Source organism: Fictibacillus fluitans, assembly GCF_030418125.1.
GTDB classification, from domain to species: Bacteria; Bacillota; Bacilli; order Bacillales; family Fictibacillaceae; genus Fictibacillus_C; species Fictibacillus_C fluitans.
The window spans coordinates 786,481-812,959 of sequence record NZ_JAUHTR010000001.1; the positions used below are offsets into that span (position 1 = coordinate 786,481).

Genomic DNA, 26,479 nt, shown 5'->3' on the forward strand with positions numbered 1-26,479 from the left:
TTTTTTGTGCTTATTACGCCATCAGATTATCCTCGAGCCGGTTAACATCCTTTTCTGCACCAATGACAATCAAGATATCCCCCTCTTTAACAGGCTGGTTAGCGTGTGGAGAAACTATAACTTCATTGTCCCTTTTAACTGCCACCACATTGCAGCCATATTTTGCCCGGATATCCATTTCCAACAGGGATTTGCCGTCCATCTTGTTTCCGGCCACCATCTCCACAATACTGTATTCATCCGATAATTCCAGATAATCAAGAACACTTTTTGAAACCACCTGGTGGGCAATTCGGATACCCATATCACGTTCGGGGTGAATAATGCGATCCGCACCAATCTTCAATAACACCCGCTCATGATAATCATTTTGTGCTTTCACCGTAATTTTATCGATACCCATATCTTTAAGAATGAGTGTAGTCAGGATACTGGATTGGAGGTTTTCTCCAATCGCTACAATGACATGCTCAAAGTTACGAACTCCCAGGCTTTTGAGTACACCCTCATCGGTTGAGTCCGCAACCACGGCATGAGTAGCAATGGAAGAATACTCATTTACCCTTTCTTCATCCATATCGATTCCAAGCACTTCCATCCCCTGCTCGATTAATGCCTTGACAACCCCTCCGCCAAACCGGCCCAGCCCGATTACCGCATACTGACGTTTTCCCTGTCGTTTTGCCACATTTATTCCTCCAGCATATTATGTACTATTTTTTTTAGCATATCACATTGTCTCCTCATCACAAAACTATCATTCTCAATGCAATGAGAATAAAAAAAGATGGCCAAGATTTTATCTTGGCCATCTTCCGAAAAACAGGTATTAAACGTTAAGTGTTTCTTGTCCTGGCTTCCAGTTTGCCGGGCAAAGTCCGCCAGTTTGAAGAGCTTGAAGGACACGCAATGTCTCATCCACATCACGGCCAATGTTGTTGTGATTAACTACGGCATACATTAGTTCACCTTCAGGAGAAATAATGAACAGTCCGCGAAGGGCAACCCCTTCTTCTTCAATCAATACGCCATAATCACGTGCTACAACATGGTTTGTGTCTGCAGCTAGTGCATAGTTAAGGTCACCAAGACCATTTGAGTCACGAGGAGTATTGATCCACGCTTTGTGCGTATGAATAGTGTCTGTAGAAACACCAATTACTTCTGCATCTAAATCTTCGAACTCGTCAAAACGATCGCTCAAAGAAGTGATTTCAGTAGGACATACGAATGTGAAGTCCATTGGATAGAAGAATAGTACAGTCCATTTGTCATTCTTCATGTTTTCTTCAAGACTTACCTTGCCAAATTCTTTGTTTGGCAATACAGCGTCCATTTCAAAGCGAGGAGCTTGTTTTGCTACCATGCGTTCTGCCATGTTAAAATCCCTCCAACTAATTATGTTATTGCTTCTACTTAATTATAATCGACCCTTACTTTTTAGTCAATATTAAATAATAATTAATTTAAATAAGGGCTTATAAGCATAACCATATTTACTTTCCCCCATATCATAACAAGTTAATCTAAAGAAGTGAAATAATTGGATTGCGCGGTTTACTCGGTTATACTGTTATGCATACTAAGCATGTTAAAAACAGAAGGAGGAATTTTTTTCAATGCAGGATGATTACAAGAAATTCACAGAAATAGACTGGGGCGCACTTGCAATCAGCTCCGGTATTTTATTATTAAAGCTTCTCGCTATTTATATCATTTATATAGCAGTCCGCAACATTGGAAAGAAAGTTATTCGAACTGCCTTCGAACGGATGACGCATCGAAAAAGCATGTCCAATTTCAGGGCAAAAACCTTAGAGACCCTTGTGATCAGTATCTATACATATGCCCTTATCTTTATGGCCTTTGTGGCTGTGTTTGGATTGTTTAACATCGATATTCGGGGATTGCTTGCAGGCGCAGGGATCGTAGGACTTGCGATAGGCTTCGGAGCACAAGGACTTGTCAGTGATATTGTTACAGGATTCTTTATTCTCCTTGAAAAGCAAATTGATGTTGGCGACTATATCACTACCGGAACATTTAACGGAATAGTCGAGGATGTGGAACTTAGGACAACCAAAGTACGGGGCTTTGATGGCACTCTGCATTATATACCCAACCGGTTAATCACAAGTGTCAGCAACCATTCCAGAGGCAATATGAGGGCTTTGGTTGATTTTAAAATCCCGACCACCCCACAAGTCGAAGAAGCATTGAGAATCATTAAAGAAGAAAGTATCGTGCTTCAGCAGGAGGAACCAGCAATTCTTGAAGGTCCGAATGTTCTTCCGGTGATTGAAGAAGAAACCGGGCTGACAGTATTGCGCATTCTTGCAAGAACCGAAAACCTAAAGCAATGGAGCATGGAGCAAAAAATTAAGGACCGTCTTCAACAAAGGTTTAATGAAGCAGGAATCCAGCTGCCACAGCCAGAAGAAGAAAATACGTCAGGCAAGCCTGACACCGAATGATTACGGTAACTGTCCTTGGGGTATTTTGATAGATATATCCCACAAAAAAACAGGAGGTTTCGTATCATGCCTTATGATTCCATTAAAGAACTCCCAGACTCTGTAAAAGACAATCTTCCGCATCACGCACAGGAAATTTTTAAAGAAGCCTTCAATTCCGCTTCTGACGAATACAAAGAAGAAGAAACGGCTTTCAAGGTTGCATGGAGTGCAGTGAAAAAGAAGTACGAAAAAAACGATAACGATGAATGGGTAAAAAAAGAAGAGTAAAAAAATGAGGCAGCAACATGTCGTATCATGTTGCTGCCTCTTCCTTTTCTCTTTTAATCACTTTTAATTTCTTGATTTGATGCCCATCCATTTCGATTACTTTAAAGGTATATCCTTCATGATTCACCTCTTTATTGAGGTCCACATCAATTCCCTGGCTTAAAAACCAGCCGCCGATTGTATCAAGATCAGAATCATCAAGATCCAGATGGAACATTTCATTGACTTCGGAGATGAGAACCTTACCTTCGAGAATAGTCACTTGATCATTTACTTTTTTGATTCTCGGTTCTTCATCCTCATCAAACTCATCGCGGATTTCACCGACGATTTCTTCGATAATGTCCTCAACCGTTACAATACCTGACGTTCCGCCGTATTCATCCATTAATACCGCCATATGAACCCGGTCCTTTTGCATTTTAACCAGCAGTTTTTGGATAGGAAACGACTCATGAACAGAGATAATTGGCCTTATGTATCGTTCCAGCTCTTCTTCTTCATTGGTTACATGTTCATTAAAGAATTCCTTTATATTCACCAAGCCGATGATATGGTCTTTATCCTCCACGGCAACCGGATATCGCGTAAACTTTTCCCCTCTCATGATATTAAGGTTCTCCCAAAAGCTGTTTTCCTTATATAAACAGACAATCTCTGTACGGGGTACCATAATTTCCTTGGCCAGTCTGTCATCAAATTCAAAGATTCGATTGACATAACGGTATTCGGATTGATTGATTTCGCCGCCCTCAAAGCTTTCTGATAAGAGGTGGCGCAGTTCCTCTTCATTGTGGGCCATTTCATGCTCTTCCCCGCGCTTCAGTCCCATCAATCTGGTTAGGACGGCAGCGGAACGGTTTAAAACAAAGATGAACGGAAACATGATAACGCTGAAGGCAATCAAAGGCCGGGCTACTGCCAGCGCAATAGCTTCAGACTTTCTGATCGCAAATGACTTTGGAGCCAATTCGCCGAGTACCACTTCAAAATAGGTAATTACAGTGAAGGCAATGATAAATGAGATGGTATTGATTAGTTGCTGCGGCAGGTCCACATGCTGAAAAACGGGATGAAGCAGCGTTTCCACTGTAGGTTCTCCCATTCCGCCCAATGCCAGTGATGTTATCGTAATGCCGAGCTGTGTCGAAGAAAGATAACCATCGATATTACCCAGAATCTTTTTAACCGCTTTTGCATTGCCGTTTCCCTGTTCTGCCAGAAAATCTATTCGGGTTGCACGGACTTTTACAATGGCAAATTCAGTAGCCACGAAGAATGCCGTTATTAATATTAGGACGATAATAATGATGATATTGAATAATGCCATGTGGTTATCCCTGATCACTTGAGCGATCAAGGAAGGTCACCTCCTGCCGAAAAATAAGGTTAAAGATAATAAAGATTACCCTCTCCACCTAGCAGATAAACAAAGACAAATGAGGAGGGAACAGCTATATCGCTGTTCCCCTCCCTTTTTTTATTGCTGAAGCTTGCTTTGTACAGCCTGACAAACATCGTCAGCACTCATACCGTCTGCGTTGATGACCGAACCCTGCACCACTGCATTTTGCATACCCATCACATTTTCATCCTGACCAGTGACCACACAGCAATCACAGCCGTTTGCATCATTTTCCTGGCGAAGCACAACCACATCATATCCTTTAGCTTTTAAAGCATCGGAAACATTAGTTAAGGATTCCTCCACACCAATTCTTGCCATTATTTCCACCTCCTTAGCATTTTTAATTTTTCCTATGGACTGGCGACTTATTCGCGCCCAATGAAAAAAGGGCTGCTCGTTTTTGAGCAGCCCTTTGTTTTTTAATTTCAATTTGCTTTCCACTCGATATAGGAAACAAGCGTACGGAGAGCCACAGGAATGGCTTCTTCTTTCGGCTCGATCATGGAATGGTGGAGACCGAACCCGCTGTCTGCACCAAGCCAAAACATAAAACCTGGAATTTCCTTTAGAAAATAGCCAAAGTCTTCTCCAGTCATGGCCTCTTTACAGTGATATACTTCTGCTGTTTTTTCCCGTTCAAGAAAAGCAATGAATTCCCTCGTCAGTTCTTCATGATTGTACACCTGATAATAATTGGCGCCATAATCAATCTCTGCCTGGCAATCAAAAGACGTCTCCAGCCCCTTCACAAGGGATTCAATCCTCCCCTTGACCTTTTTCATGGAGTCAGAGGAAAGAGTGCGTATGGTCCCTTCCAATCGGGCAGTTTCCGCGATAATATTTTGCTTTGTGCCCCCCGTAATTTTACCAACCGTCACAACAGCTGAATCAAGAGGATCAATGTTCCGTGCCACAATGGACTGAAGCTGAGTCACCAGATGGCTGGCCGCCACAACCATGTCATTGGCAAGATGAGGATAGGCAGCATGTCCGCCCTTTCCTTTAATGTCAACAAAAAGCTCGGATGTGTTGGCGAACAAAAGCCCTTCTTTGACAGCAATTGTGCCAACCGGGTGCTCGGGTGCAATGTGCAGCCCTAGGATTATATCCGGTTTTTCCGACTGGAACTCTTCACTTTGAAGCAAAGGAAGTGCTCCGCCCGGCCCTTCTTCTGCCGGCTGAAACACAAACAATAAATGATCCTTCACGGGATGATAAACGAAATAATCCAGCAGCCCCAATGCGACGGACATATGGAGGTCATGTCCACAGGCGTGCATAAATCCTTCGTGGATAGAAGGAAATTCATAGGTTGTTTCTTCCTTGATCGGCAATCCGTCCATATCCGTGCGGTAGGCAATTGTTTTGGTGGGATCGTTGCCTGTGACTTTAACAATTAGGCCGGTCCTCCATTTTTTCACACTCAGACGCTCTTGCGGCAGCTGGTTTATGAAATCAAGAATAAACTGCTGCGTTTTGAATTCCATAAAACCAGGTTCAGGAATTTGGTGAAGCTGCCTTCTGATGTCAATGAAACGTTGCGCTTCCATTCTATATCATTCCTGTCCAATCAACTTAGTCGTTCAGTCTACGCAATTCTTGCTTAATTTCTGTTTTGGATTTTGTTTTTTCATCGATTTCTTTAATTACACGTGCAGGAGTTCCGGCTACAACTGTATGTGGAGGGACGTCTTCAATAACAATGGCACCTGCAGCAACTACAGCTCCTTGTCCTACTGTAACGCCTTCAAGAATGACTGCGTTGGCTCCAACCACTACATCATCTTCCACAACTACAGGTTTTGCAGATGGGGGTTCAATTACACCAGCCAACACGGAGCCTGCTCCGATATGACAGTTCTTTCCTACCGTTGCACGTCCTCCGAGAACCACGTTCATGTCGATCATTGTTCCTTCGCCGATAACTGAACCGATGTTAATGGATGCTCCCATCATAATAACCGCGTTGTTTCCGATTTCCACCTGGTCACGGATAATCGCACCCGGCTCGATACGGGCATTAATATTTTTCATATCCAGTAAAGGAATAGCTGAATTGCGGCGGTCATTCTCCACCACGAAATCTTCAATTTTGCTTTCGTTGCTCTTCAGCACTTCCTGAAGTTCTTTCCACTCACCAAAAAGCACCCCGGTATTCCCATTGATAAACGACTGGGTATTTTCACCGAATTGGAGCCCCTCAAGATCCCCTTTGACATATACTTTTACTGGTGTTGATTTAGTACTGTTACTAATAAAAGAAATAATTTCATTTGCATCCATCATTTTCATGGTGTGTGCTCCTCCTTTAATACGTTCTGTATTGTATTAAACCACTAATTCATCCAACATTCAAACCAAATTGCTGTTTAATCTTCCTTCACTAATTTCACAAAAGCCTCTACCTGTTTCAGTTCAAGTGAAGCACCATGACAGATCATCCACGTATCCCGCTTCATCTGCTCGCCATTTTTATTATGCAGGGGAACCTGATGAAAAGCATCTGCTTCACGTAAGGAGATAGAAGGCAGGATGGCATATCCGATTCCGTGAAGGGCCATCTGTTTACACGTTTCTATCTGATCAACGATGATGGTTTTTTTCGGCGGGATGGAAAAGTGGTCCTGCCACCACTCCTGAATATCCTGATAATACGTGGAGTGGCTCTTAAATTGAATGAAAGGCTTCTCTGTTTTCTGCAGTTCTTCAATAGAAGAAATATCCGTATCCACGAGATACAGACTGTCTGAAAACAAGTGGATTTTTTCCCCCCGCCATTCCGGATTTCCTCTGACGATCCCGATATGAATCTGGTCTTCATACAGATGCTTGATGATTTCGCTGCTCCAGCCCGTAATGAGCGAGATATTGACCTGCGGATACAGGCTTACATATTTTTTAAGTGTGTTCGGAAGCCAGTACTGCCCTATGATGGACGCCACGGCAAGCCGGAGTGTGCCAAACACTTCTTTTGAAAGAGATTGAAGTTCCTCCCGAACACGATCTTCCTCTTTTAGCGTCTCATTGACATGGGCAATAATTTTTTCTCCTGCTGCAGTGATTGCCAGCCCTTTTTGAGAGCGGAGAAAAATTTTACTGCCCCAGCTGTTTTCAATGCTCTGCAGGCGCTGGCTGAGTGCAGGCTGGGACACATACAGACGCTCGGATGCTTTTCTCATATTTAATTCCTGAGCGAGCACTTGAAGGATTTTAAATTCGGATAGCTGCATGCTGCTCCCCCTTTTGGTAATCATAAGCAAAACTTATCAGTCTAACCTATTATATTCTATTTTTCATCTTTGCACGAAATATTTAAGATAAAAGTAGAGGTGCATCTAGCGGAAAGGGATGATAACCATGAAAGTAAATGTAAAGGGAGTCCACCATGTACAGCTTTGCATACCCCCGGGAGCCGAAGACAAAGCAAGATCCTTCTTTTCGATTATTCTTGGATTTCAGGAGATTGAGAAACCAGACAATTTAAAGCCAAACGGCGGATTATGGTATCAAGCGGGAAAGCAGGAACTGCATCTTGGGATCGAGAACATTCCCCTCCAAAAAGGAAAAAGCCACCCCGCATTTGAAGTGGCCCAGCTTGATTCTGTAAAAAAACATCTTCTTTCCCAAGGAATAACTGTAAAAGACGAAACCGAAATTCCAGGTTTATCAAGATTTTCTTTTCGGGATCCTTTCGGAAACCGCATTGAATTTCTTGAGAGAACGACCTAACCAAGGAGATTACCGGCTTTTTGATTTTGAAATTTCAGGCTTGGGAAGCAAGATCGAAAACAGCAAGCTTAAAAACGAAAGGATTAGAACACCTTTATATACATCTGCCAGTGAAAACGAAAGGCCATTCTGCAGAAGCTCCAGCACAGAGCTGCTCAATCGGCTCCGTTTTTCTTCATCGAGCAAAATGTTGGCCGCATCGAGTGAAACCTTCTCATTTTCATTGCCCTGACGGTTAAAATACGTGTTTAGTCTTGTGTTCAAAATGCCTCCGAGAACCGCGGCTCCGAGGGCGCTCCCGACGATTCTCATAAACATATTGGAGGCCGTGGCAATTCCTCTTGTTTTCCAATCCACTGTATTTTGAATAGCCACAATATAAGTAGTATTCGTCAGCCCCATGCCGCAGCCAATAAGAAAGGAACCTGTCCCCGCCCAAACGGGGCCTTTCGAAGGGTCCATGAAGATGAACACCAGCGAACCAAGGAGCAAGGCAAAGCCGCCGGCAACCGCTACTGGCCTGAAACCTATTTTCAAAAGCAGTTTTCCGGCAATCGTTGAACAAATGGGCCAACCGACCGACATAGCTGTAAGGGTAAAACCAGCCACAACTGGCGGCTGTTCCATTACTCCCTGAATATAGGTGGGAAGGAAACTGGAAAGCCCGATCAATATGGCGCCGTTTGTTAACGAAGCGGCATTTGAAAGCGAGATCAGTCGGTTGTTCCATAACGAGATGGGCATCAAAGGTTCCGGAAACCTTGATTCATGCCTGAAGAAACCGAATAGGATAAGTACCGAACCCACCCCTAGAACATAGGATTCCCATGAATTCCACGGCCACGCGGTACCCCCTTGTATAAGAAGAACCATCAGCGCACTTACCCCAAACAAAACAAGGAACGAACCGAGGTAATCAATATGTACTTTTTTCCGCTCCACGTTCTCATGAAGGAACTTCCAAACACCTGCCATTGCTAGAATACCAAGCGGAACATTAATCCAGAACACCAGAGACCAATGGGAGTATGTAACAAAAAAACCTCCGAGCAACGGACCAACGATCGCTGAAATTCCCCAGACGCTTGCAAGGTAGCCCTGTATTTTCGCCCGCTCTTCAATTGTGTACATGTCCCCTACTATTGTGGTAGCAATCGGCTGTACAGCCCCCGCCCCAAGACCCTGAATCAAGCGGTAGATAATCAGCTGCTTCATGGATCCCGCGAGACCGCACATAACGGATCCTATTAAAAAAATGATAATGCCAATCGTAAAAACCGGCTTACGGCCGTATAAATCGGATAACTTTCCATAAATAAGAATAGTAACAGCCTGCATGAGCAAATAAGCGGAAAACACCCAGCTGTATAAAGCAAATCCGCCCAAATCCCCCACAATACCCGGCATGGCTGTAGAAACAATCGTTCCTTCAATAGCTGCCATAAACATGGCAATGATTACCGAAGCGAGAACATAGGGCCGCTTTGTCCGCTGTTCTTCCCTCTCTGCCTCCGCCTGTTCTTTCCTTTGGAAACTCTTATTCATTTGTCTCAACCTCTTTTCGTATCTCATGCGGCTCCACATGAACAGAAATACTTTCTACTTTATATTTATTCTTCAGTTCGTTTTCAAGCTGTTCCGTAATCGCATGGCTTTCTATTACGTTTAAATCAGGATGAACATGAATGGTCACATCAAGAATAACAGAATTCCCATGCTTTCTGGCTTTTAAATCCCTGACTTGTTTTACCCCTTTCACATTCAGGATCTGCTTTTCCATCTTCTTTCCCTCTTCATAATCAAATCCATCCGAGAGGTTATGGGAAGTTTCGTAAAAGATATCCCATCCGGTTTTGATGATCATGATGGCAACCAGGACTGCGGCCAGCGGATCCAGCCATATCACACCGAACTGCGCTCCAAAGATACCCACAGCAGCACCTATGCTCACAAACGCATCCGAGCGATTATCAAGAGCGGCCGCTTTTAAACCCTGACTGTCCGTTTGGCGGGCAAGCTTTATATTGTACTTATAGACTGCCAGCATAATCAAGGCAGAGAAGATAGCTGTAACACCTGCAATCATGGATGGCGACTCAATTTCAAACGCCACGATGCTCTTGATGGCGGAAATCAGCACCTCAAGTCCAATTACTACCATTATAAAAGAAGCAATCATGGATGCAATGGTTTCCGCCCTGAGATGGCCATATGGATGGTCGCGGTCCGCAGGTTTTTTCGAGATTTTCAATCCGATCAGAACAGCCAAAGAGGCCAAAATATCTGTTGAGTTATTTAAGCCGTCTGCTACAAGGGCTTCAGAAGAATAAACCCATCCTACTCCCAGTTTTAGAAAGGACAACATAATATAAGCTGCCAAACTAAGGTAAACGCCTCTCTCCACTTTTGCCTGCGCTTTCTGCTCTGTCATGTCTTACGCTCCCTTAACCCGTTCTCTTGCATTTAAAGTTAGGATGTCTAAACTTGCCGGAATGCATCCCTGATCCGGAGCATTAGTGATGATAGATCATCTTTCGGGTCATCCCCCCATCGATGACAAGATTTTCACCATTGATGAAATTATTCTCAGGATCCGTTAAATACAGGCAGGCTCTTGATACGTCAGAAACGGTTCCGACTCTCTTTGACCAGTGCTGCTCATGATCAACATTGCGCAGGCCTTCGTAGTCCTTGGTTTCAATCCAGCCCGGACTAATGGAATTTACGGCAATTCCCTCTTCACTTAAGGAAGCGGCAAGCGCATGGGTTAAAGCGACAATGCCTCCTTTTGTGGCAGCATATGCTTCACTGTCTGGTTCTGACATGGAAGCACGAGTCGATGCAATATTTACAATCGATCCTCCTCCGTTTTCTTTCATTTGCTTTGCAGCCTCTCTTGAACATAAGAAAACGCTGCGGAGATTCGTTTGTATGACGTCATCCCATTCTTCAACGCTCAGTTCGAGGGGCGATTTCCAGATGCCTTTCCCGGCATTGTTAATCAAAATATCAACGGGTCCAAAAAGGGATTGTGTCCTCTCCAATAATGAAACGATATCCTCAGGTTTGCGGACATCAGTTGCGATAAATTCGGCCTTTCCCTTTGCTGAAGTGATCTCTTTCAGTGTTTCGGCCGCTTCCGCCTCCTTCACATCTGCGATAACAACGCGGGCACCGGCATTTGCGTAATCAATTGCAATTTGCCTTCCAATTCCTTGTCCTGCACCTGTAACAATAACAACCTTGTTTTCAAACATATGTAGACCATCTCCTTTTTTCCATTGATTAGATTTTAAAATATTCCCTTAAGTTCTATAACAATAACAAGGATGATTCAAAAAAACAGCAGGTAAGTATGCTGCTGTTTTGATGACCAATTATTTATTATGGCTAACCACCACTTTTCCAATCGTTTTGCCTGATTCCAGCCTGGAATGCGCCTTTCTTAAGGTTTCTGCATTAAACGGCGCTAAGGTCTCCGTTAATGTAGAGGTGAGGATCCTATCATCAAACATTTTCCCCATTTCTGTCAGAATCTCATGCTGTTTGATCATATCATCCGTTTCAAAAAGAGAACGGGTAAACATAAATTCCATAACAAACGTAATACTTTTTTGCTGCAATAAACTGATATCCAAAGGGGTTGACGTTTCAACGATGGAACAAATTTTACCCTGGGGAGCAATGGCTTCCATCATTTTTTCCCAGTGCTCATCCGTGCTGTTCAAACAGAAAATATAATCCGCTTCAGTTAGACCTTTCTGCTTAAGCTGCGGCAAAAAGTCCTCATAGTGGCTGATCGTATAGTCAGCACCATGTTCTTTCGCCCATTCCTTTGTTTCCGGCCGTGATGCTGTGCCAATCACCGTTAATCCCGCCCATTTTGCAAGCTGAAGGGCAATCGATCCGACTCCTCCTGCAGCACCAATGATTAGAATTGATTTCCCTTTATTTTCATCAGGCGCCAGAGAAACTCCTAATCGGTCAAATAACCCTTCCCAGGCTGTAAGACTTGTGAGAGGCATGGCTGCCGCTTCCTCGTGGCTGAGTGTTTTCGGTTTATGGGCGACAATCCGTTCATCTACGAGATGATAGTCACTGTTTCCTCCCGGCCTTGCAATGGTACCGGCATAATAGACTTCGTCACCCTCTTTAAACATCGTTACTTCAGATCCTGATCCGGCTACAATTCCTGAAACATCCCAGCCGAGAATTTTGGGTTCCTTTTCCATGCCCTCTTTTGGACCCCTCACTTTTGTATCAACAGGGTTTACAGAAATCGCTTTTACATTTACGAGAAGGTCCTTTTCCCCTGGTACAGGCTTTTCAATTTCAACATCTACCAGACTCTCTGGATCACTGATCGGCAGGTATTTATACAACCCTACTGCTTTCATTTTTCCGCTCATTAACATCCATCCTTTCTATTATTGTTACGTTACCCGAACAGGCCAGGGAAAAACATAAATCCCAAATTCGCAGCCCGTCCAAACCAACTTTGGACGAGACGCATAAGCTATGTTATGTACAAGTTTTAAAAAAATAAAGGTGGTTGGCAAATGAAGTTCCCCTCTAAACATTCTCAGGTTTGCTTGAAATTCAAGCGTCTAAAACCTGGAAATGTGGTGCGTATTCATTTACATGGTACATCCGTTCAAGTAACCTTCAGACAATATGATTCCGCTACAGGTATTGTAATTGCAGCAATTTCTGACGGCAGTCTTGTAAAATTCAAATGCTGTGACGTGAATAAGGTGGAAAAGAACCCTACTCAAAACTGGTTGCTTGAGGGCCGAGCCGAATAATACATTATTATTCGTTATCCATTACAGGAATTTAATATTAAAAAAGGACGCCGATGTGGTGTCCTTTTTTTGTTAGTTCTACAAGATCATTTTATTCCCGTCATTTTACAAAGATAGTTTGAGAAATTCCAATAATTTTACCACAAGCGTCCAGCGCTTTCACTTGATAATAAGGGCCTGAAGCATTTACTTTTATCTTCGTTTCAAATCCCGAACGAGGGGCCTGGGCACCAGCAATTTTCAATTTGTTTATAGAAGAGCCCGCCAGCACCTGCCAAGCTGCAGTTTCAGTCGAGCCATTCCATGAAGCATAGACTTCAGCAGTCTTCTTACTTAATGGAACCACTGTCAGACTCGGCGGATAACCTGGTCTCCCTTTCCAATTACTTTTGAAAGCCCTGTATGACTCATACTGATCGGGATACTGCATATCATATATTAAATTTTTCGAAGGATTTTTTAATGTATTTCCAGCTTTGCGAAATTCAGAAAGATATGGCTCTTGTCCCCAACCGATAAACTGGTTGCAGTTCGGCAGTTGCTGCATATTCCCCTGACTTCCAACAATAAGTGGAGGGTCATGGTAGTATGTCCGGTCTACAACTGCTTTCATTGATTTAAAGTCAAGCTGCAGCAGTAAACCGCGTGCCCGCCCTTCCGGTGGTGAAGTCGGAGTAGCGCAGCATTCATTATCAAATAAACTGATTCGGTTTCTTCCTCTAAACCTTGCATCATGCTGCCAGGAAAAGGAAGCGTGTGGTCCCAGAATAAAGTCTGATTGTTTTCCGCCAAGCTGCCATAGAATGTCACCTGTATTTTTGTCAATATGGTAGACTGCCCACATGTTGCGCATGTTAATGAGCAGCGTATTATCCGGCCCTTCTTCAATTGAATTTATATGGAAACAATCCCATATATTATTATTAACGAATGCAGTAGATGCAGGAAGCATGGAATCTGCGGGATTCAGGTGGTCCAGAACATTCCAAAAGAAAACAAGCTCACCGGTTTTAAGATCCACCTCCTGGATCGAGTAATTGTCGATAAACCCGTTTCCCGGCCCACCAAATGGAGATAAATCTGCAGGTACTTGTTTAACTGCCAAAAAAAGTGCTGTATTTCTTTTAGTAATCTTAAACTCGTGCAAATCAGCCGTATATCCTTTTTGAGCAATGACTGTTTTTATCACCTCATATTTCTGGTTGATAATTTGAAAAAATGCTCCCGGCTCCGGAGCCCCGACGGGAAGGTTCGCATTATTAGTCTGGACACCCGAAATCGATCCTTCCCACATGGTAAGTACAGGCTTTCCTTTATAGCATTGAACTTTAAAGTCGGTATTTTGGATCAAACGGTTTTTAAGTGGTTTGAACCAGACCGGGTTACCTGCTTGATCCATGATCAATGATCCTGGTTGAGCAATCGTTTCCTCTCTGTTCCCAGTATAAGGAGCAACGAATATCAAGCCTGGTTGGGTCCCCCTCTTATTCACATTAACCTTCACCTTTATGGGATGCAGATTTGGTTCAGATACAAAGTTCCAGACCTGTGAATCATCCTCATTTTTCACTGATATGTAACCCCCTCTTCTGAAATAGGCAGTTTCCAAAAGTTATATTCATCCATATAACATGATATTCTTGGTATACAATCTTAGGTAAAAAGAAAAAATCCCCCGGTTACCTTTTAGGAACCGAAGGGATTTAATAAATTACTTTGCATTGGATAAGGTACTAAATTAACTTTAGCTAGGACTTTTAGCATCTGACATACCTTCGTTTAAAACCGAGCTTCCCTCTCTCTACTTGTTTTTGAATACTTTCTTGCGCATTTAGAAAACTGCTTTTTTTCTTGTCCCTTTTGACTTCTACAATACCCACTTCCCTTGCAGTCACTACAGCTTTTTCATACAGTGGCGTATATGAAGTTCCTACGGTGTACAGAAAGTTATTCATAGCGGACTTTGTTCTTTCTGGTGAAGTATGAATTGATTTTTTTGCCAAATCAAGCATATTGGAAATTTTACTTTCGGAAAACGCTTGGTCCTTGCGACTTCCCAAAAGCCAGCAATAACAACTCCAGCCAGCAGACATTTTTAGTTCTTCACCACTTGAAATCCATTTATCAGCAACCTCTTGTGCAATATCTGACTCAGATAACGTAACTGCGACTACATAATCTGATAGCATATAAAAATAAGCAGCCTCCAGCCAACGGTCATAATCAGATTCAGTCATGCCGTCCGGGTCCGCTATAATGCCTGCAAAATACATTGCATCGTAGTTACCTGTAGCATAAAGCTCTTCAGCTAAACGTTGATTTCTCTTTATTTTCTTTGCGATTGGCTTCATAGCGCCTGTAGCCACACCGAAAAGCGGCTCATGTGCGCCATTGGATATGTACATTTTTTTAGTTCGTTCCTTACCGAGGGCTTCTAGTTCCTGCATAACTGTATTAAAATCCATCGTGTCGCACTTCCTCCCTTATCGTTTTCCTTCTATAATTGTAACCAAATCAGCAAGAAAATGTAAGCCAATCGCTCCTTTTCTCCAGAAATCCTTGATTTATAAAATGTTATTGAAAAGACCGGTTTTATGTAGCATAAATACTGTATTCTCCTATTTAAAAATCGATTCTGTAAAAATATGAAGACAAAACATCCATAAGAAGATATTATTAAGGTTAAGAATGATGGGCAGTAGGAGGTATGAACAGATGTCATCTGAAAAAAAATTAAGCTTTCAAGAGGCAGTTAAGCAAAGACTGGCTGAAAAAAAACAGCAGCAGGCCAACGGAAATTTCTCAACGAACCCTGTAAAGTCAACAAAGCAAATGAAGAGCCAGCAGACGAAGAAGGCAAACAACCAACACCGTCGCACCGGCGTTTAATAAACATTTAAGAACCCTTTACGGAGGGTTTTTTTCTTTATTTTTTTGTCCAGGCAGAAGCTCAATAAGGTGCTATTAAATCGCTCCTCCCCCCAAATGAGGGAAGGAGCGATTAATAAACAAAAAAGCCTGCAACCCTTGATCTACAAGGTGTTACAGGCTAATAATATGTATAAGTTATGGTGACCCGAGAGGGGCTCGAACCCACGACCTCTACCCTGTCAAGGTAGCGCTCTCCCAGCTGAGCTATCGGATCAGTAATTATGTATCGGACAAATAGAATTATATCTCATAACTAACTATTTTGACAACCCCTTTTATCTAAAAAGGTTGAAAAAGAAACAGGCCCCGAAAAACAGGGCCTTATTCAATTCTTATTTTTCTTCCCATTCAAAGGAAACGACCGATTTCAAATTACAATCGTTGCAGTGGGCAGTCAGGTAAACCATAACATTCGTTCCCTGGCCGATCACCCATAAGCCATCGAGTTCCACCGTAATGGAAGTGTTAGCCGGGATGACGCGAGTAGCCCCAATTGCTCCGTTCACCGGGGAGTTTGGAAGAATTCCATATTGGATTTGTCCTTTTGGCCGGTCAGGCGGGTTTTTTGAAAGATCAGCCGGTGTAACGTTCGAGGACATCTTCCCGTTGAAAGGAAGTGTTGGTTTGAAATAGATAGTAGCAATCATTGGATTACAGGTCATGTTCGAGATGGTGATCCGCTGCAGGGAAACGTCCACGTTAGAGCTTGCCGGATTGACCAGTGACGCCCATACATTTTCTCCAGGTGGGCATGGACACACAGAAAGCGTATCAGTAGACCCGAGAAAGTTATTGGCCTTTGTTTCTTCTGCCGGGCTTACCTCCGTTTTTTTCTCCTCTTTTGGATACTTGCCAAAGCCCATATTTGGCATTTTGGGCTGCACCGGGATATTTACATTCATATTAGGATTTACCGGATAGTTCATGTTGGGGCTGACAGGATAGTTCATATTGGGGCTGATATTGGGATTCGGGTAGTTCATATTCGGATTCATATTGGGATTGATGTTTGGATTCATGTTGGGGTTGCTGCCCTGACCATAACCATACCCTGCCCCCTGTCCATACGGGTACATTCTATTTATCATATGCATTTTCCCTTCTTTAAAGTTTACACATTATTACCATATGTAGATAAGCTATACTTGGTCAGTCTATTTGGAAAAATGGGTAAAAGAAAAAGCCATCCTGATTGGGACTGGCTTTTTTAACCTATTTTTTCTTCCTGGTCATTTAAAGCAATTTCTTCTTTGGATAATCGTTCTTCCTGGTCCCTCAGACGATGGGCAAGACGGCTGGAAGCATTTGCGGCGATGCTGGCAACAAGGTCATCCAGAAACGTGTGGACACCCTCGTTTGTCTTCGTATCCAATTTACGGATGATCCCCAGCTTATACTTGTCTAGGTGTCCGAACGTTGTAACTGCAATACTTCCGTAGCCGAACACTGCCCCAAGTGCTATTGTCTCATCCACGCCAAAAAGGCCTTCATCCATTTCAACGATCGCCTGCAATGGTTCTGACAGCAACTTTTTTTCAGCCAGTATATCCAATTCAATTCCCACAAGCAGGGCATGCTGTATTTCCCGTTTTGTCAGTACCTTATCTACACTTTCGATACACTCGGTCATCGTTAAATTAGGAGAGAACGGTGACTGCATCTCAAATACAATTTCAGCAATATCCGGGATGGTTACACCTCGCTCAGCCAGCAGGGTTCTCGCTGCTGTCTCTACTTCCCGACTGTGTACTCTTTTAGTCATTGTGTCCACCTCTTGTGCTTTCCTTGGATTTTTGCACAATAATCATATATCTTGATTAGATTATACCACTGTATGATAAAATAAAACGAATACTATGAAAGCGCTCTTTTCAAGATAGGAGAATTATGATGCCCTTTAAAGGTACTATCGAAGAACAAACTCTACATAGCCAGGAACTGAATGAGAAGGTTCCTTTATTGGTCTATTACCCGCCCGTATATACAACCTTAAAAAAATACCCGGTGTTAATTGCGCAGGATGGCCCCGATTATTTTCAATTAGGAAGACTCGCCTCTACAGCAGATGAGTTGATTCAGTCAGGGGATATAGAGCCCATGATCATTATTGGAATTGCTCATCAGCGGGGAGATGACAGGCATCAAAAATACCATCCCATTGGATCAAAGCATTCCTCCTACCTGAGGTTTATGTCAAATGAACTGCCAGCCTACATTAATCAGGAATTTAACACATATCTCCTCGGATCGGGGATATGCCTTATTGGAGATTCACTCGGAGGGTATGTTTCACTTATGTGCGGTTTACGATACCCCCGCACGTTTGGCCAGTTGATTCTGCAGTCGCCTTTTGTTGATTCGAACGTCCTTGAAATACTGCATTCATTTACAGGGTATGAATTGCTGAAGCTTTACCATTCTGTCGGAACAGAGGAAGCAAAATTTAAATCGCCAAGCGGTGTAAAAGATTTTCTTACACCCAACCGGCAACTCTTCAGGATGCTTGAAACCAAAAATTTCGAGTATCAATACGAAGAATTTCAAGGAAATCACCTGTGGTCGGATTGGCAGAAGAACTTGGTACCTGCATTGAAGTTTATTTACGGGAAATAATTCAATTTGTGAAGTTATAAGAATTTTTGATATACTAATCCAAAAGATAAGGGAGGAAAATTAAATGAACTACGGTATTGCCATTTTCCCATCTACAGACCTGAAAGATAAAATAAATTCGTATCGCAAACGTTATGATCCTCATTATTCCATCATTGATCCTCATGTTACTCTCAAGGATCCGTTTGAGGCGAGTGATGCTGAAATTGATGAAATTATCAGCTATATTCAAGATGTGGCCAAGACTTCTCCTCCTATTAAAATTCATATCTCCCGGGTGAGCTCTTTCCATCCGGTTAACAATGTCATCTATTTAAAAGTGAACAACACTGAAGAGCTCAGCTCTCTTCATGAAAAGCTTTATGAAGGTCCCCTTCAGCATGAACATCCGTATAATTTCGTTCCTCACCTCACACTTGCTCAAAAGCTTTCAGATGTTGAGCACGCCGACGTTCTTGAACGCCTTAAAATGGTGGAAGCGGAATATGAAGAAACCGTACATGAATTTCACCTTCTCAAACGGGATGAAGAATCCGACCGCTGGGAGATTTACAAAACATTTACACTTGGGAAGGAAGCATAAAGTTGAAGATCAAGGTTGTTACTACGACAGATGAAGCATACAAAGACGCCTTATCCGTTCGAAAAGAGGTATTTGTTAACGAACAAAACGTATCAGAAGACCTTGAGGTAGATCATCTTGAGGATACGGCTACGCACTTTGTACTTTATGATACAGAAAACCATCCGATTGGAGCTGGACGAATGCGTCCAATTGAGGACGGCGGAAAAGTGGAAAGAGTATGCATTATTTCCAACAGACGCAAACAAGGTTTAGGTGATTTGCTGATGAAGGGTATGGAGCAGGAAGCCGTCCGGCTGAACTATCCTGCTTTAACATTATATGCGCAAGTGCAGGCAGAGGACTTTTATAAAAAACTGGGATATACGACAACATCAAAAGAACCCTTTATAGACGCCAATATTCTTCATGTGGCGATGAAAAAAGCCTTGAACTGATGGACAATCAGATCAAGGCTTTTTTCTATTGACTCTGAGTAATTTGCTGCCCAATAGCGAACACTATCGTTAATTTCGCATTTCTGGGGGATATCATGAACCTTGGCACAATTACAATTGAAATGGTCGTCGGCTTTTTCGCCCTGTTTTTTTTGACAAAAATCCTTGGAAAAACACAACTATCCCAATTGACACCCTTTGATTTTATATCCGCTCTCATTCTTGGGGAACTTGTTGGCAACGCCATGTATGATCCTGATGTGCATATCTGGATGATCTTGTTCGCCATTAGTGTCTGGGGAGTTCTCATGTTCTCATTGGAAATCCTCACCCAAAAGTCCATGAAGTTCCGCAAGGTTTTGGAAGGTTCCCCTTCTATTGTCATTCGCAAAGGAATCATGGATCGTAAACAAATGCAAAAAAACAAAATTGATATCAATCAGCTGCAAAACCTCATCCGGCAAAAGGGATACTTCAGTATGAGAGAGATCGACTATGCTATTCTCGAGACGAACGGCTCAATCTCTGTTCTCCCCAAAAGCGATAACCAGCCGGTAACAAGGCAGGATTTGAATCTCCCTCAACAAAAAACCACTCTTCCGGTCACCCTGATCATGGATGGAACCATTATTTACGATAACCTTTCAACTGCGGGAATTGATGAAGACTGGCTGATGAACGAGCTCAGGAACAAAAACATTCACTCCGCTAAAAACGTATTTTATGCAGAATGGAAGCAAGACGAGGAATTGCTTGTGATGAAGGAAAACTAAAAAAGAACACGAAAAACCGTGTTCTTTTTTACGTGTAATCAAATCAGAAGTTAATTGCGATTTGGTTGTATGCCTTCACCTTGTATTGCTGCTTGTTAAAAAACACAAACGCTTCAACTGTCAGGTTACCAATCGCTTCTTTTTTAAACGGAATGAGATAGTCCTGAATGATGGCTTTTTCCCCAGGATCGATGGTCAGGTCGCGGATGGGACAAATCCAAATTTCGCCCCGCTCTTTTGCCTCTGTTGACCAGTCATTATCAATAAACATCCACTGATAGTTTGACAGATTATCCTGATTGGTTTCATGGTTTTCGGTTGAATAAATTTTTCCTTTTATGATATTAGCTTCATTAGGCTGGAATCTGAAGCAAATGGAAGGATTGTGCAGAGGAACAAGCCCTGTATTTTCAATCAAAAATGATCCTTTTATTAATCCGCTCAGATCCTCTTTCATAATCATGGAGTAATCAAACAAGCAGAGGCATTCATAATCACGCTTCACAAATATGCTGTCTTCATCATCTTCTGCTTTTTTCAGGAATGGATCAGGACGTCCCTGAAGTGACAGCTTTTTTTCCAAAGCTTTGATTTTTTGCAGGCTGTTTTCCAGTTTAACTTCCTTCTCATTCATTTCTTTTTGTACTGTAGTTAGCAAATCCTCATAATCGGCAACCTTTTTTTCATAATCCTCACTTTTGGAACGTGTCATCTGTTCCCTTAACTGGATGACCTCTTCTTCAAGTTTCGCCTTGTCTGCTTCAAGTGCCCGAAATTCAGCCTCTCTTACTGCATCAGTTACTTCTTTTTCAAGGGTCTCAATTTGTTCTTCTGCAAAAACCAGTTTTTTTTCAAGAGCTAACGATTTTTCCTGATAAAACTCAGCACGGGCAATGAGACGGTCATAGCTCAACCGTTCTTTTTGAGAATGCATTTGTGTCCCTCCCTAAATAGGCTCCCATCTTTATCTTATGTAATAGGGGTTGATTCGTTCACAGAAATAAAAAAAAGAGCAGGAGGATCCTGCTCTCTTCTACATTCATTCAATTATTTCATCTTGATGTCGTCAAAGGACACACAATCTTCAACTTCAAGTGTTCCCTCTTCGGCTTTTACAATTCCTGACTCAAATACCGTTACGCCGCGCTCATCCACAAGCTGTAACTGGAATAAGGTTCCGGAATGTTTGCTGACAGCTGCGAAATTAAAATCGAATTCCTCGCCATCATCGGTTGTTCCGGTTCCGGATACTGTAAATTTCAGCCCTTTTCCTTCACATGGCTCGCAAACCAGGCTATCCTGATCAAAGCTGTCGGCTGTGAAGTTAAAGTTGTTCATGCCCCCGTCTTCCTGATCGAACGTAAATTGCAATGAGCTGTCACTCAAGCTGCAATTCTGGCAGATTTCTGCAAGGACCCCAAGGCGGCCTTTTTCCGTGGCATTGCTTCCGGTGTGGCCGCTTGCTTCTCCTGATACACTGCAGTCGCAGCTCGGTCTAGGAAAGATATCCGGACATTGCGCCGGGAATACGATATCGGGGCAAGCATCCATTTCATTTTCTTCTGCCGTTAGATCATTGTTCCGCGGTGCGCAGAACTTAGCCAGCACTTCAAGTTTAACTTCTGCTTCAATTTGGATATCCACACAGAAGGTGATGGTTACATTGAATGATCTTGGAGCCGGAGTATTTAGAATAACTGTTCCTGTTGGAATTTTGCAGAGAATGCGAGTAATGCGGCAGAATAAGTCTGTTCCGTCAGGATAGCATAGAACAAAAGGTTCAAGAACAGAAGCATCGGTCGTTACACTGGTGACAACCAACCCATTTCTGTCAACAACAGCCACCACAACTTCAGAAGTAAACAATAACTCTACGAGCTGTGCATCCACGAAGCTGCCATTAAGTGAAACGGTGACATCTCTCTTTTCTCCTACCTGTTCGCACAGGAATGATTCAGTCTCCGCCATGGTTTCTTCTCCGCTAAGCGGGAATGCGGGAGGAGTAACTGGTGTCTGGCATGTCAGACGCAGAGGACGGCGAGCCGGATCAGCCAGTGCTTCTTCGATCCTTCGAATCTGCTCTGGAGTGAAACTAACCTGTTTGGTTACAGAGAATGTGTCTGTTAACCAATCGTACACCTTCTGCACCCTTATGCATTCTTCTTGGAGACTATTGGTGGATTTTGGTATAGATTTCTTATGATTTAAACCCATAGTTTCCCTTCCTTTCCTCATCATGTTCTGAAGATTCCATACATACTATGGGAATACGATAGGTTATGACACAAGAATGAATGCCTATTTTTCGGGCAGCCGGGAGGATAGACAACATGAATTTAACGTTTAAACAAAAGAAAATCGGACAAATGGACAGCAACTTTTTTCATCATATACAACCTCTTTTAAGCTACTGGGGATTACAATGGAATAAGGATGATAATCAAATTGAACCTGGTATGCGGGACCAGTCTTTTGCCATTACAGGCATTGAGCCCGAGGTAATGGACCGAGTGAAATCCTTTTTGAGACATACAGGAGCGGTTATCGAGAACGGACCGGCCGCTTCTGCCCGCATTCGGATATCCGTTTCAACGGCAGCTGATCAGCCGGTTCCGATCGCTGTAGAGACAACCGGAGCAAAGCTTCTTTATATTACACCCTCATTAAATAAACCTGGAGATGTACAGCATTGTATCCATCAAAGTATAGTATGCAAACGTAAAGCAGATTTTTACGTTTTCTCTTTTAGATACATTGAAACCAAACAGATGGCAGAGTGGATCAGCTACTTGCTCATTCAAATTGGCCTTTCCTCACAGTTTTCTTCTCTTGCGTCCATTTCTCAATCGGAATACCAGACGGCGGTTGGGAATATTTTAAAACCGATTAATCCTGTGTTTGCCTCTTTGCAAATAGTGCATACACCATCCTTAGTAAAAGAGGATCCCAAAGAAGAAATTACGATTCCTGACCTTATTCAGCAGCCTCAGCCTAAACCCTTTTCCCCTGTTCCTTCCATTAAACCTGTTCCTGCTGTCAGGAGACGCAACCCACAAAGCGGACCGCCTATTAATCCTTTCAAGCCTGTTCATGCCCCGCCATCAACCATAAACCCCTTTAGAACCAAACAGAAGAAAACATCTGCCATCATTAACCCGTTTCAACCAAAGACCCATACATCACACCGCCCGAAGGAATAACATATCAGTATCTGACTGCTAAGGGGGTGTGGTAAATTGGATAAATCTCAGATCCGTAAGCTTTATCAGGAGCGGCAGAAAGAAAAGACAAAAAAGGCGGCAAACCAGCCTTCCTTAATTGAACCTCAGAAACCCAAAAAAGGCTGCAAGACGTGCGGAAAAGTTACGTGGAAACCCAAAAAAATCCAGTAAAAAGAGAAGGCATTGCCTTCTCTTTTTGTTTTACTGGGGATTTTCCCTATTTTTTTGTACGAGTAGGTAATCATCCATGCAAATTCCTCAAAAATCTATATATTATACTATCCCTGATAATTCAGGAGTACGAAAGACAATAAAGGAGGAAAATCAATGGGTTCTTTATTTAATAAAAAAGGGTGCGGATGTAACCAGGAAAGCTCCAGTTCATGGGTGCCAAAGAAGAAAAGAAAGGTAGAAAGCTCTAGCAGCTCTTCATCTTCATCTTCATCTTCATCTTCATCTTCATCTTCTGCAGTGTCATCAAGCTCACACGGTCATTGCAACACTTGTACTTGTAATGAACTTCGCAATACCATTCCAGGACGCCGTGTTCTTATTACACTAAATGGATCCTCTATCCAGTTGAACGTGATCTTCGCTGCATTCTGTGCAGACACTTGCTGTGCTACGTTTGTATCAGGATCTTCCGCGACACCAACCGGTTCTGTACTTGTTGTAAACTGCGAGGATATTACTTCACTGCAATTCCCGCCTACATTTGCAGGTTAATCATGATGAATCAGGCTGGTTCTCCAGCCTGATTTTTACTTTTATGTATAGCTGTCCAAGCCGTCACCGAATTATTACATATAATACAATACCCCCTGATCAATCTGTTTTTACAGAGAAATGGGGTAAGGGGGTGAAGGAATGTCCCGAAGAAAACATCATAAAAAATCACACAGCAATTGTGTTTGCAATGCGATCTGCAGAGCACCCGGCGCGAGTGTCAGTGTCGGTTTCCCCGGAAGCACCACAGCTTTCACCGGTGTCTCAGCAGGCTGCTGCCACGGCTGCGTAACGCTAATCGGTACAGGCGGTTCGGTTATTGTCACCGATTGCCGAAACTTAACCTTTGGCCAGTTTAATCCTTTCTAGCACTAAACACAGCATATTTTATGCTGTGTTTATTTTTAGTTTCAATTGAACCCAAACCAAATTCATCCTTTTTAATAGAATGTAATAATGATTTAATTTAAAATGACTGGAGGATACCATGAAAATCCTTTATATCACCTCAGGTTTTCCTGGGATTTATGATTACTTTGACCATTGGATCGTCAATGCTTGCAAGGTAAACAATGTGCATTGCAAGCTTTTTAATTTATATGAAGGACTGCCCCGTCTAAAGTTTGTCTTCCAGCGGTTTCAGCCCGATTTGGTGTTAACCATGACCGGTTTTGTTTTATCCAAAGAAATGACCGATTGGCTCGGCAAACGACATGTGCCTCTTGCTGTTTGGATGACTGAGGATCCCTATTACATGGATTTAACCCTGCCCATTATAGAACGATATGATTTTATTTTCACAATTGATACGGCTGCTCAAAAGGTTTATGAACAAAACGGCCATAAGCTCGTGTTTCCTCTTCCATTAGGGACAGAACCCTCGGTTTTCAAAGCTGCCACAGAGCAAGACGCCGTTCAGGAGAGGGACATCTGTCTTGTTGGATTTCCCTATCCCGACCGCATTGAGCTCATCAAGTATTTATTGGATAATACCGATTACACCATTACCGTTGTAGGCGGGAGATGGCGGGATGATCTGAGCCAGCATAATGAGAACACCAAACTAACCATCATAGACTGGAGCACTCCTCTTGAAGTGGCCGAATATTACCGCCAATCAAAAATCATCCTGAACACAAACAGGCCCCACAATTATTCAGAGAACAAAAATTCAATCGGTGTGATCAATCAAAGTGTAAACAACCGGACCTTTGATATTGCAGCAACCTGCGGATTTCAGCTGCTTTCATATAAGAAGGGAATTTCGGACATCTTTACAGATGAAGAAATTGTTACCTTTGAGTCAAAAGAAGATCTACTTGAGAAAATTCGGTACTATATGGAAGATGAAACAAAACGAAAAGCAATGGCATGCAAAGCACAGGAAAAAGTGTTAAAAAACCATACTTTCTCCAACCGTATTCAACAATTAGTGAAAATCACAAGATACACACCGGTTGCCAGGTTTAGTCAATCGCTCTTTGATCAATCATCACTATTTACAAAATAGAAAGTTGGGAGCGGTAGGATGAACATCTTATACATCCCCTCAGGCTTTCCCCGAATTTACTTTTATATCGATAACAATATTGTAAACCAAATTAAAGCTGCTGGTCACATCTGTACGGTGTTTAGCCACTTTAAAGGAATGGACGCCCTGAGGTTAATCATTAACCGTTTTAAGCCAGACCTTGTATTAACATCTGTTAGTTTTTTGCTGCCGAGTGAGATGGCCGTGTATATCAAATCACAGAAAATACCTTCTGCCGTCTGGCTGACTGAAGACCCTTTTTATATGGACAGCACATTAAAATTAGCCGAACATTATGATTACCTGTTTACCATTGAAAAATCAGCTATTCCTTATTACTTTGAAAAAGGACACCATCAAACCTATTATTTACCGCTTGGAACAGATCCAGCTACATTCACCTCATTTGATGTCAAAAAAATGTATGATGTTTGTTTGATCGGCTTTCCTTATCCCGACCGGATAGAACTCATCAACCACATTACAAGAGAAAGTGACCTCTCTTTGCTTCTTGTCGGGGATGAATGGATGGATATTTTAAATAATGAGCAAAAACAACGTGTAACTATTAAAACATGGACACTTCCCGAAAATGCAGCAAAATGCTATCAGCAGGCACATATTGCATTGAACCCGCAAAGACCTCATCAGTTGGAAATAAATGAAAACTCTGTTCAAGTTCCGGCTAACAGTGTAAACAACCGAACCTTTGATCTTGCCGCATGCGGGGTTTTTCAATTGTTATCATCGAAAAAAGTGCTGCCCCTTCATATGACGGAAAACGAAGAGCTTGTTTTCTATGAAAACAAAGAGGACTGCCTGAATAAAATCCAGTTTTATTTAACACATCCCCATGAAGCCATGGCTATTGCCGAGAAGGCTAAAGCAACGGTTCTGAAATTTCATACCTTCAAGCACCGGATACAGGAGATGCTCCGGATTATCCAAGAAAACCATGCTTAATAAATATGAAAGCCC

The 26,479-nt window shown here is 42.6% G+C and carries 32 protein-coding genes and 1 tRNA gene; 15 read left to right on the top strand and 18 right to left on the bottom strand.

The window, feature by feature from the left end:
- Positions 1-13 precede the first annotated feature (13 nt).
- Together QYB97_RS03835 and QYB97_RS03840 are read right to left on the bottom strand one after the other, a co-directional pair.
- Positions 14-688: a potassium channel family protein gene (locus QYB97_RS03835; protein ID WP_301164608.1), complete on the bottom strand. Its 675-nt coding sequence runs from the start codon at positions 686-688 to the stop codon at positions 14-16.
- Between the two features lie 141 nt (positions 689-829).
- Entirely contained in the window at positions 830-1,378 is a 549-nt protein-coding gene (locus QYB97_RS03840) for a peroxiredoxin (RefSeq protein WP_090233068.1), read from the bottom strand.
- A 241-nt stretch (positions 1,379-1,619) separates the two neighbouring features.
- Here QYB97_RS03840 and QYB97_RS03845 point away from each other — a divergent pair, with 241 nt between their 5' ends.
- On the top strand, positions 1,620-2,474 hold the full coding sequence (locus tag QYB97_RS03845; protein WP_301164609.1) for a mechanosensitive ion channel family protein: 855 nt from the start codon (positions 1,620-1,622) through the stop codon (positions 2,472-2,474).
- 66 nt (positions 2,475-2,540) lie between these two features.
- Positions 2,541-2,744 (top strand): ChaB family protein, encoded by a 204-nt coding sequence (locus tag QYB97_RS03850; protein ID WP_301164610.1) that lies wholly within the window; start codon positions 2,541-2,543, stop codon positions 2,742-2,744.
- Between the two features lie 25 nt (positions 2,745-2,769).
- On the opposite strand, the gene QYB97_RS03855 is transcribed toward QYB97_RS03850, so the two are convergent.
- The 5 genes from QYB97_RS03855 to ccpC form a co-directional block, all read right to left on the bottom strand.
- Positions 2,770-4,074, bottom strand: coding sequence for a hemolysin family protein (locus QYB97_RS03855; RefSeq protein WP_301164918.1), 1,305 nt, complete (start codon positions 4,072-4,074; stop codon positions 2,770-2,772).
- A 150-nt stretch (positions 4,075-4,224) separates the two neighbouring features.
- On the bottom strand, positions 4,225-4,470 hold the full coding sequence (locus QYB97_RS03860) for a YkuS family protein (protein ID WP_301164611.1): 246 nt from the start codon (positions 4,468-4,470) through the stop codon (positions 4,225-4,227).
- A 107-nt stretch (positions 4,471-4,577) separates the two neighbouring features.
- Positions 4,578-5,702 carry an N-acetyldiaminopimelate deacetylase gene (locus QYB97_RS03865; protein ID WP_301164612.1) on the bottom strand — a complete coding sequence of 375 codons (1,125 nt, stop codon included), beginning with the start codon at positions 5,700-5,702 and terminating at the stop codon, positions 4,578-4,580.
- A gap of 25 nt (positions 5,703-5,727) precedes the next feature.
- Positions 5,728-6,444 carry a 2,3,4,5-tetrahydropyridine-2,6-dicarboxylate N-acetyltransferase gene (dapD, locus tag QYB97_RS03870; RefSeq protein WP_301164613.1) on the bottom strand — a complete coding sequence of 239 codons (717 nt, stop codon included), beginning with the start codon at positions 6,442-6,444 and terminating at the stop codon, positions 5,728-5,730.
- Between the two features lie 77 nt (positions 6,445-6,521).
- Positions 6,522-7,382: a transcriptional regulator CcpC gene (gene ccpC / locus QYB97_RS03875; RefSeq protein WP_301164614.1), complete on the bottom strand. Its 861-nt coding sequence runs from the start codon at positions 7,380-7,382 to the stop codon at positions 6,522-6,524.
- A 127-nt stretch (positions 7,383-7,509) separates the two neighbouring features.
- On the opposite strand from ccpC, the gene QYB97_RS03880 reads away from it, so the two are divergent.
- A complete protein-coding gene (locus tag QYB97_RS03880; RefSeq protein WP_301164615.1) occupies positions 7,510-7,881 on the top strand; it encodes a VOC family protein in 372 nt (123 codons plus the stop codon).
- Positions 7,882-7,890: 9 nt separating this feature from the next.
- Here QYB97_RS03880 and QYB97_RS03885 read toward each other — a convergent pair whose 3' ends face one another.
- From QYB97_RS03885 to QYB97_RS03900, 4 genes are all read right to left on the bottom strand, one after another.
- A complete protein-coding gene (locus QYB97_RS03885; protein ID WP_301164616.1) occupies positions 7,891-9,426 on the bottom strand; it encodes an MDR family MFS transporter in 1,536 nt (511 codons plus the stop codon).
- Complete coding sequence (locus QYB97_RS03890) at positions 9,419-10,312, bottom strand: cation diffusion facilitator family transporter (protein ID WP_301164617.1); 894 nt, start codon at positions 10,310-10,312, stop codon at positions 9,419-9,421. Before QYB97_RS03890 ends, QYB97_RS03885 begins: the two co-directional genes overlap by 8 nt.
- An 82-nt stretch (positions 10,313-10,394) precedes the next feature.
- Positions 10,395-11,138, bottom strand: coding sequence for an SDR family NAD(P)-dependent oxidoreductase (locus QYB97_RS03895; RefSeq protein ID WP_301164618.1), 744 nt, complete (start codon positions 11,136-11,138; stop codon positions 10,395-10,397).
- A 120-nt stretch (positions 11,139-11,258) separates the two neighbouring features.
- Positions 11,259-12,290: a zinc-binding alcohol dehydrogenase family protein gene (locus tag QYB97_RS03900; protein WP_301164619.1), complete on the bottom strand. Its 1,032-nt coding sequence runs from the start codon at positions 12,288-12,290 to the stop codon at positions 11,259-11,261.
- 150 nt (positions 12,291-12,440) lie between these two features.
- Here QYB97_RS03900 and QYB97_RS03905 point away from each other — a divergent pair, with 150 nt between their 5' ends.
- Entirely contained in the window at positions 12,441-12,686 is a 246-nt protein-coding gene (locus QYB97_RS03905) for a hypothetical protein (RefSeq protein WP_301164620.1), read from the top strand.
- A gap of 100 nt (positions 12,687-12,786) precedes the next feature.
- Here QYB97_RS03905 and QYB97_RS03910 read toward each other — a convergent pair whose 3' ends face one another.
- Positions 12,787-14,256 carry an arylsulfotransferase family protein gene (locus QYB97_RS03910; protein WP_301164621.1) on the bottom strand — a complete coding sequence of 490 codons (1,470 nt, stop codon included), beginning with the start codon at positions 14,254-14,256 and terminating at the stop codon, positions 12,787-12,789.
- A 187-nt stretch (positions 14,257-14,443) separates the two neighbouring features.
- A complete protein-coding gene (locus QYB97_RS03915) occupies positions 14,444-15,151 on the bottom strand; it encodes a DNA alkylation repair protein (protein ID WP_301164622.1) in 708 nt (235 codons plus the stop codon).
- Positions 15,152-15,401: 250 nt separating this feature from the next.
- Between QYB97_RS03915 and QYB97_RS03920 the strand changes: the two genes are divergently transcribed.
- Positions 15,402-15,575: a hypothetical protein gene (locus QYB97_RS03920; RefSeq protein ID WP_301164623.1), complete on the top strand. Its 174-nt coding sequence runs from the start codon at positions 15,402-15,404 to the stop codon at positions 15,573-15,575.
- Positions 15,576-15,755: 180 nt separating this feature from the next.
- On the opposite strand, the gene QYB97_RS03925 is transcribed toward QYB97_RS03920, so the two are convergent.
- The 3 genes from QYB97_RS03925 to QYB97_RS03935 form a co-directional block, all read right to left on the bottom strand.
- Positions 15,756-15,831: transfer RNA gene (locus QYB97_RS03925), tRNA-Val, on the bottom strand.
- 118 nt (positions 15,832-15,949) lie between these two features.
- Positions 15,950-16,705, bottom strand: a complete 756-nt coding sequence (locus tag QYB97_RS03930) for a DUF6143 family protein (protein WP_301164624.1) — start codon at positions 16,703-16,705, stop codon at positions 15,950-15,952.
- A 119-nt stretch (positions 16,706-16,824) separates the two neighbouring features.
- Positions 16,825-17,379, bottom strand: coding sequence for a phosphatidylglycerophosphatase A family protein (locus QYB97_RS03935; protein ID WP_301164625.1), 555 nt, complete (start codon positions 17,377-17,379; stop codon positions 16,825-16,827).
- A gap of 125 nt (positions 17,380-17,504) precedes the next feature.
- Here QYB97_RS03935 and QYB97_RS03940 point away from each other — a divergent pair, with 125 nt between their 5' ends.
- The 4 genes from QYB97_RS03940 to QYB97_RS03955 all read left to right on the top strand — a co-directional run bounded on the left by QYB97_RS03940 (position 17,505) and on the right by QYB97_RS03955 (position 20,023).
- Positions 17,505-18,230, top strand: a complete 726-nt coding sequence (locus tag QYB97_RS03940; protein WP_301164626.1) for an alpha/beta hydrolase — start codon at positions 17,505-17,507, stop codon at positions 18,228-18,230.
- Positions 18,231-18,294: 64 nt separating this feature from the next.
- A complete protein-coding gene (locus QYB97_RS03945; RefSeq protein WP_301164627.1) occupies positions 18,295-18,813 on the top strand; it encodes a 2'-5' RNA ligase family protein in 519 nt (172 codons plus the stop codon).
- 2 nt (positions 18,814-18,815) lie between these two features.
- A complete protein-coding gene (locus QYB97_RS03950) occupies positions 18,816-19,250 on the top strand; it encodes a GNAT family N-acetyltransferase (RefSeq protein WP_301164628.1) in 435 nt (144 codons plus the stop codon).
- Positions 19,251-19,342: 92 nt separating this feature from the next.
- On the top strand, positions 19,343-20,023 hold the full coding sequence (locus QYB97_RS03955) for a YetF domain-containing protein (RefSeq protein ID WP_301164919.1): 681 nt from the start codon (positions 19,343-19,345) through the stop codon (positions 20,021-20,023).
- A gap of 43 nt (positions 20,024-20,066) precedes the next feature.
- Here QYB97_RS03955 and QYB97_RS03960 read toward each other — a convergent pair whose 3' ends face one another.
- Positions 20,067-20,957, bottom strand: coding sequence for a hypothetical protein (locus tag QYB97_RS03960; protein WP_301164629.1), 891 nt, complete (start codon positions 20,955-20,957; stop codon positions 20,067-20,069).
- 113 nt (positions 20,958-21,070) lie between these two features.
- Positions 21,071-22,261: a BMQ_0737 family morphogenetic spore coat protein gene (locus QYB97_RS03965; RefSeq protein ID WP_486599095.1), complete on the bottom strand. Its 1,191-nt coding sequence runs from the start codon at positions 22,259-22,261 to the stop codon at positions 21,071-21,073.
- 92 nt (positions 22,262-22,353) lie between these two features.
- Here QYB97_RS03965 and QYB97_RS03970 point away from each other — a divergent pair, with 92 nt between their 5' ends.
- The 6 genes from QYB97_RS03970 to QYB97_RS03995 all read left to right on the top strand — a co-directional run bounded on the left by QYB97_RS03970 (position 22,354) and on the right by QYB97_RS03995 (position 26,464).
- Positions 22,354-23,223, top strand: coding sequence for a hypothetical protein (locus tag QYB97_RS03970; protein WP_301164631.1), 870 nt, complete (start codon positions 22,354-22,356; stop codon positions 23,221-23,223).
- Between the two features lie 36 nt (positions 23,224-23,259).
- The gene (locus QYB97_RS03975; RefSeq protein WP_301164632.1) at positions 23,260-23,415 is read left to right on the top strand and encodes a hypothetical protein; all 156 of its coding nucleotides are present in this window, start codon (positions 23,260-23,262) and stop codon (positions 23,413-23,415) included.
- Between the two features lie 156 nt (positions 23,416-23,571).
- Positions 23,572-23,970, top strand: a complete 399-nt coding sequence (locus tag QYB97_RS03980; RefSeq protein ID WP_301164633.1) for a hypothetical protein — start codon at positions 23,572-23,574, stop codon at positions 23,968-23,970.
- 141 nt (positions 23,971-24,111) lie between these two features.
- Positions 24,112-24,339, top strand: coding sequence for a hypothetical protein (locus QYB97_RS03985; protein WP_301164634.1), 228 nt, complete (start codon positions 24,112-24,114; stop codon positions 24,337-24,339).
- Between the two features lie 118 nt (positions 24,340-24,457).
- On the top strand, positions 24,458-25,480 hold the full coding sequence (locus QYB97_RS03990) for a CgeB family protein (RefSeq protein WP_301164635.1): 1,023 nt from the start codon (positions 24,458-24,460) through the stop codon (positions 25,478-25,480).
- Positions 25,481-25,498: 18 nt separating this feature from the next.
- Positions 25,499-26,464 (top strand): CgeB family protein, encoded by a 966-nt coding sequence (locus QYB97_RS03995; protein WP_301164636.1) that lies wholly within the window; start codon positions 25,499-25,501, stop codon positions 26,462-26,464.
- The last annotated feature ends 15 nt before the right edge of the window (positions 26,465-26,479 follow it).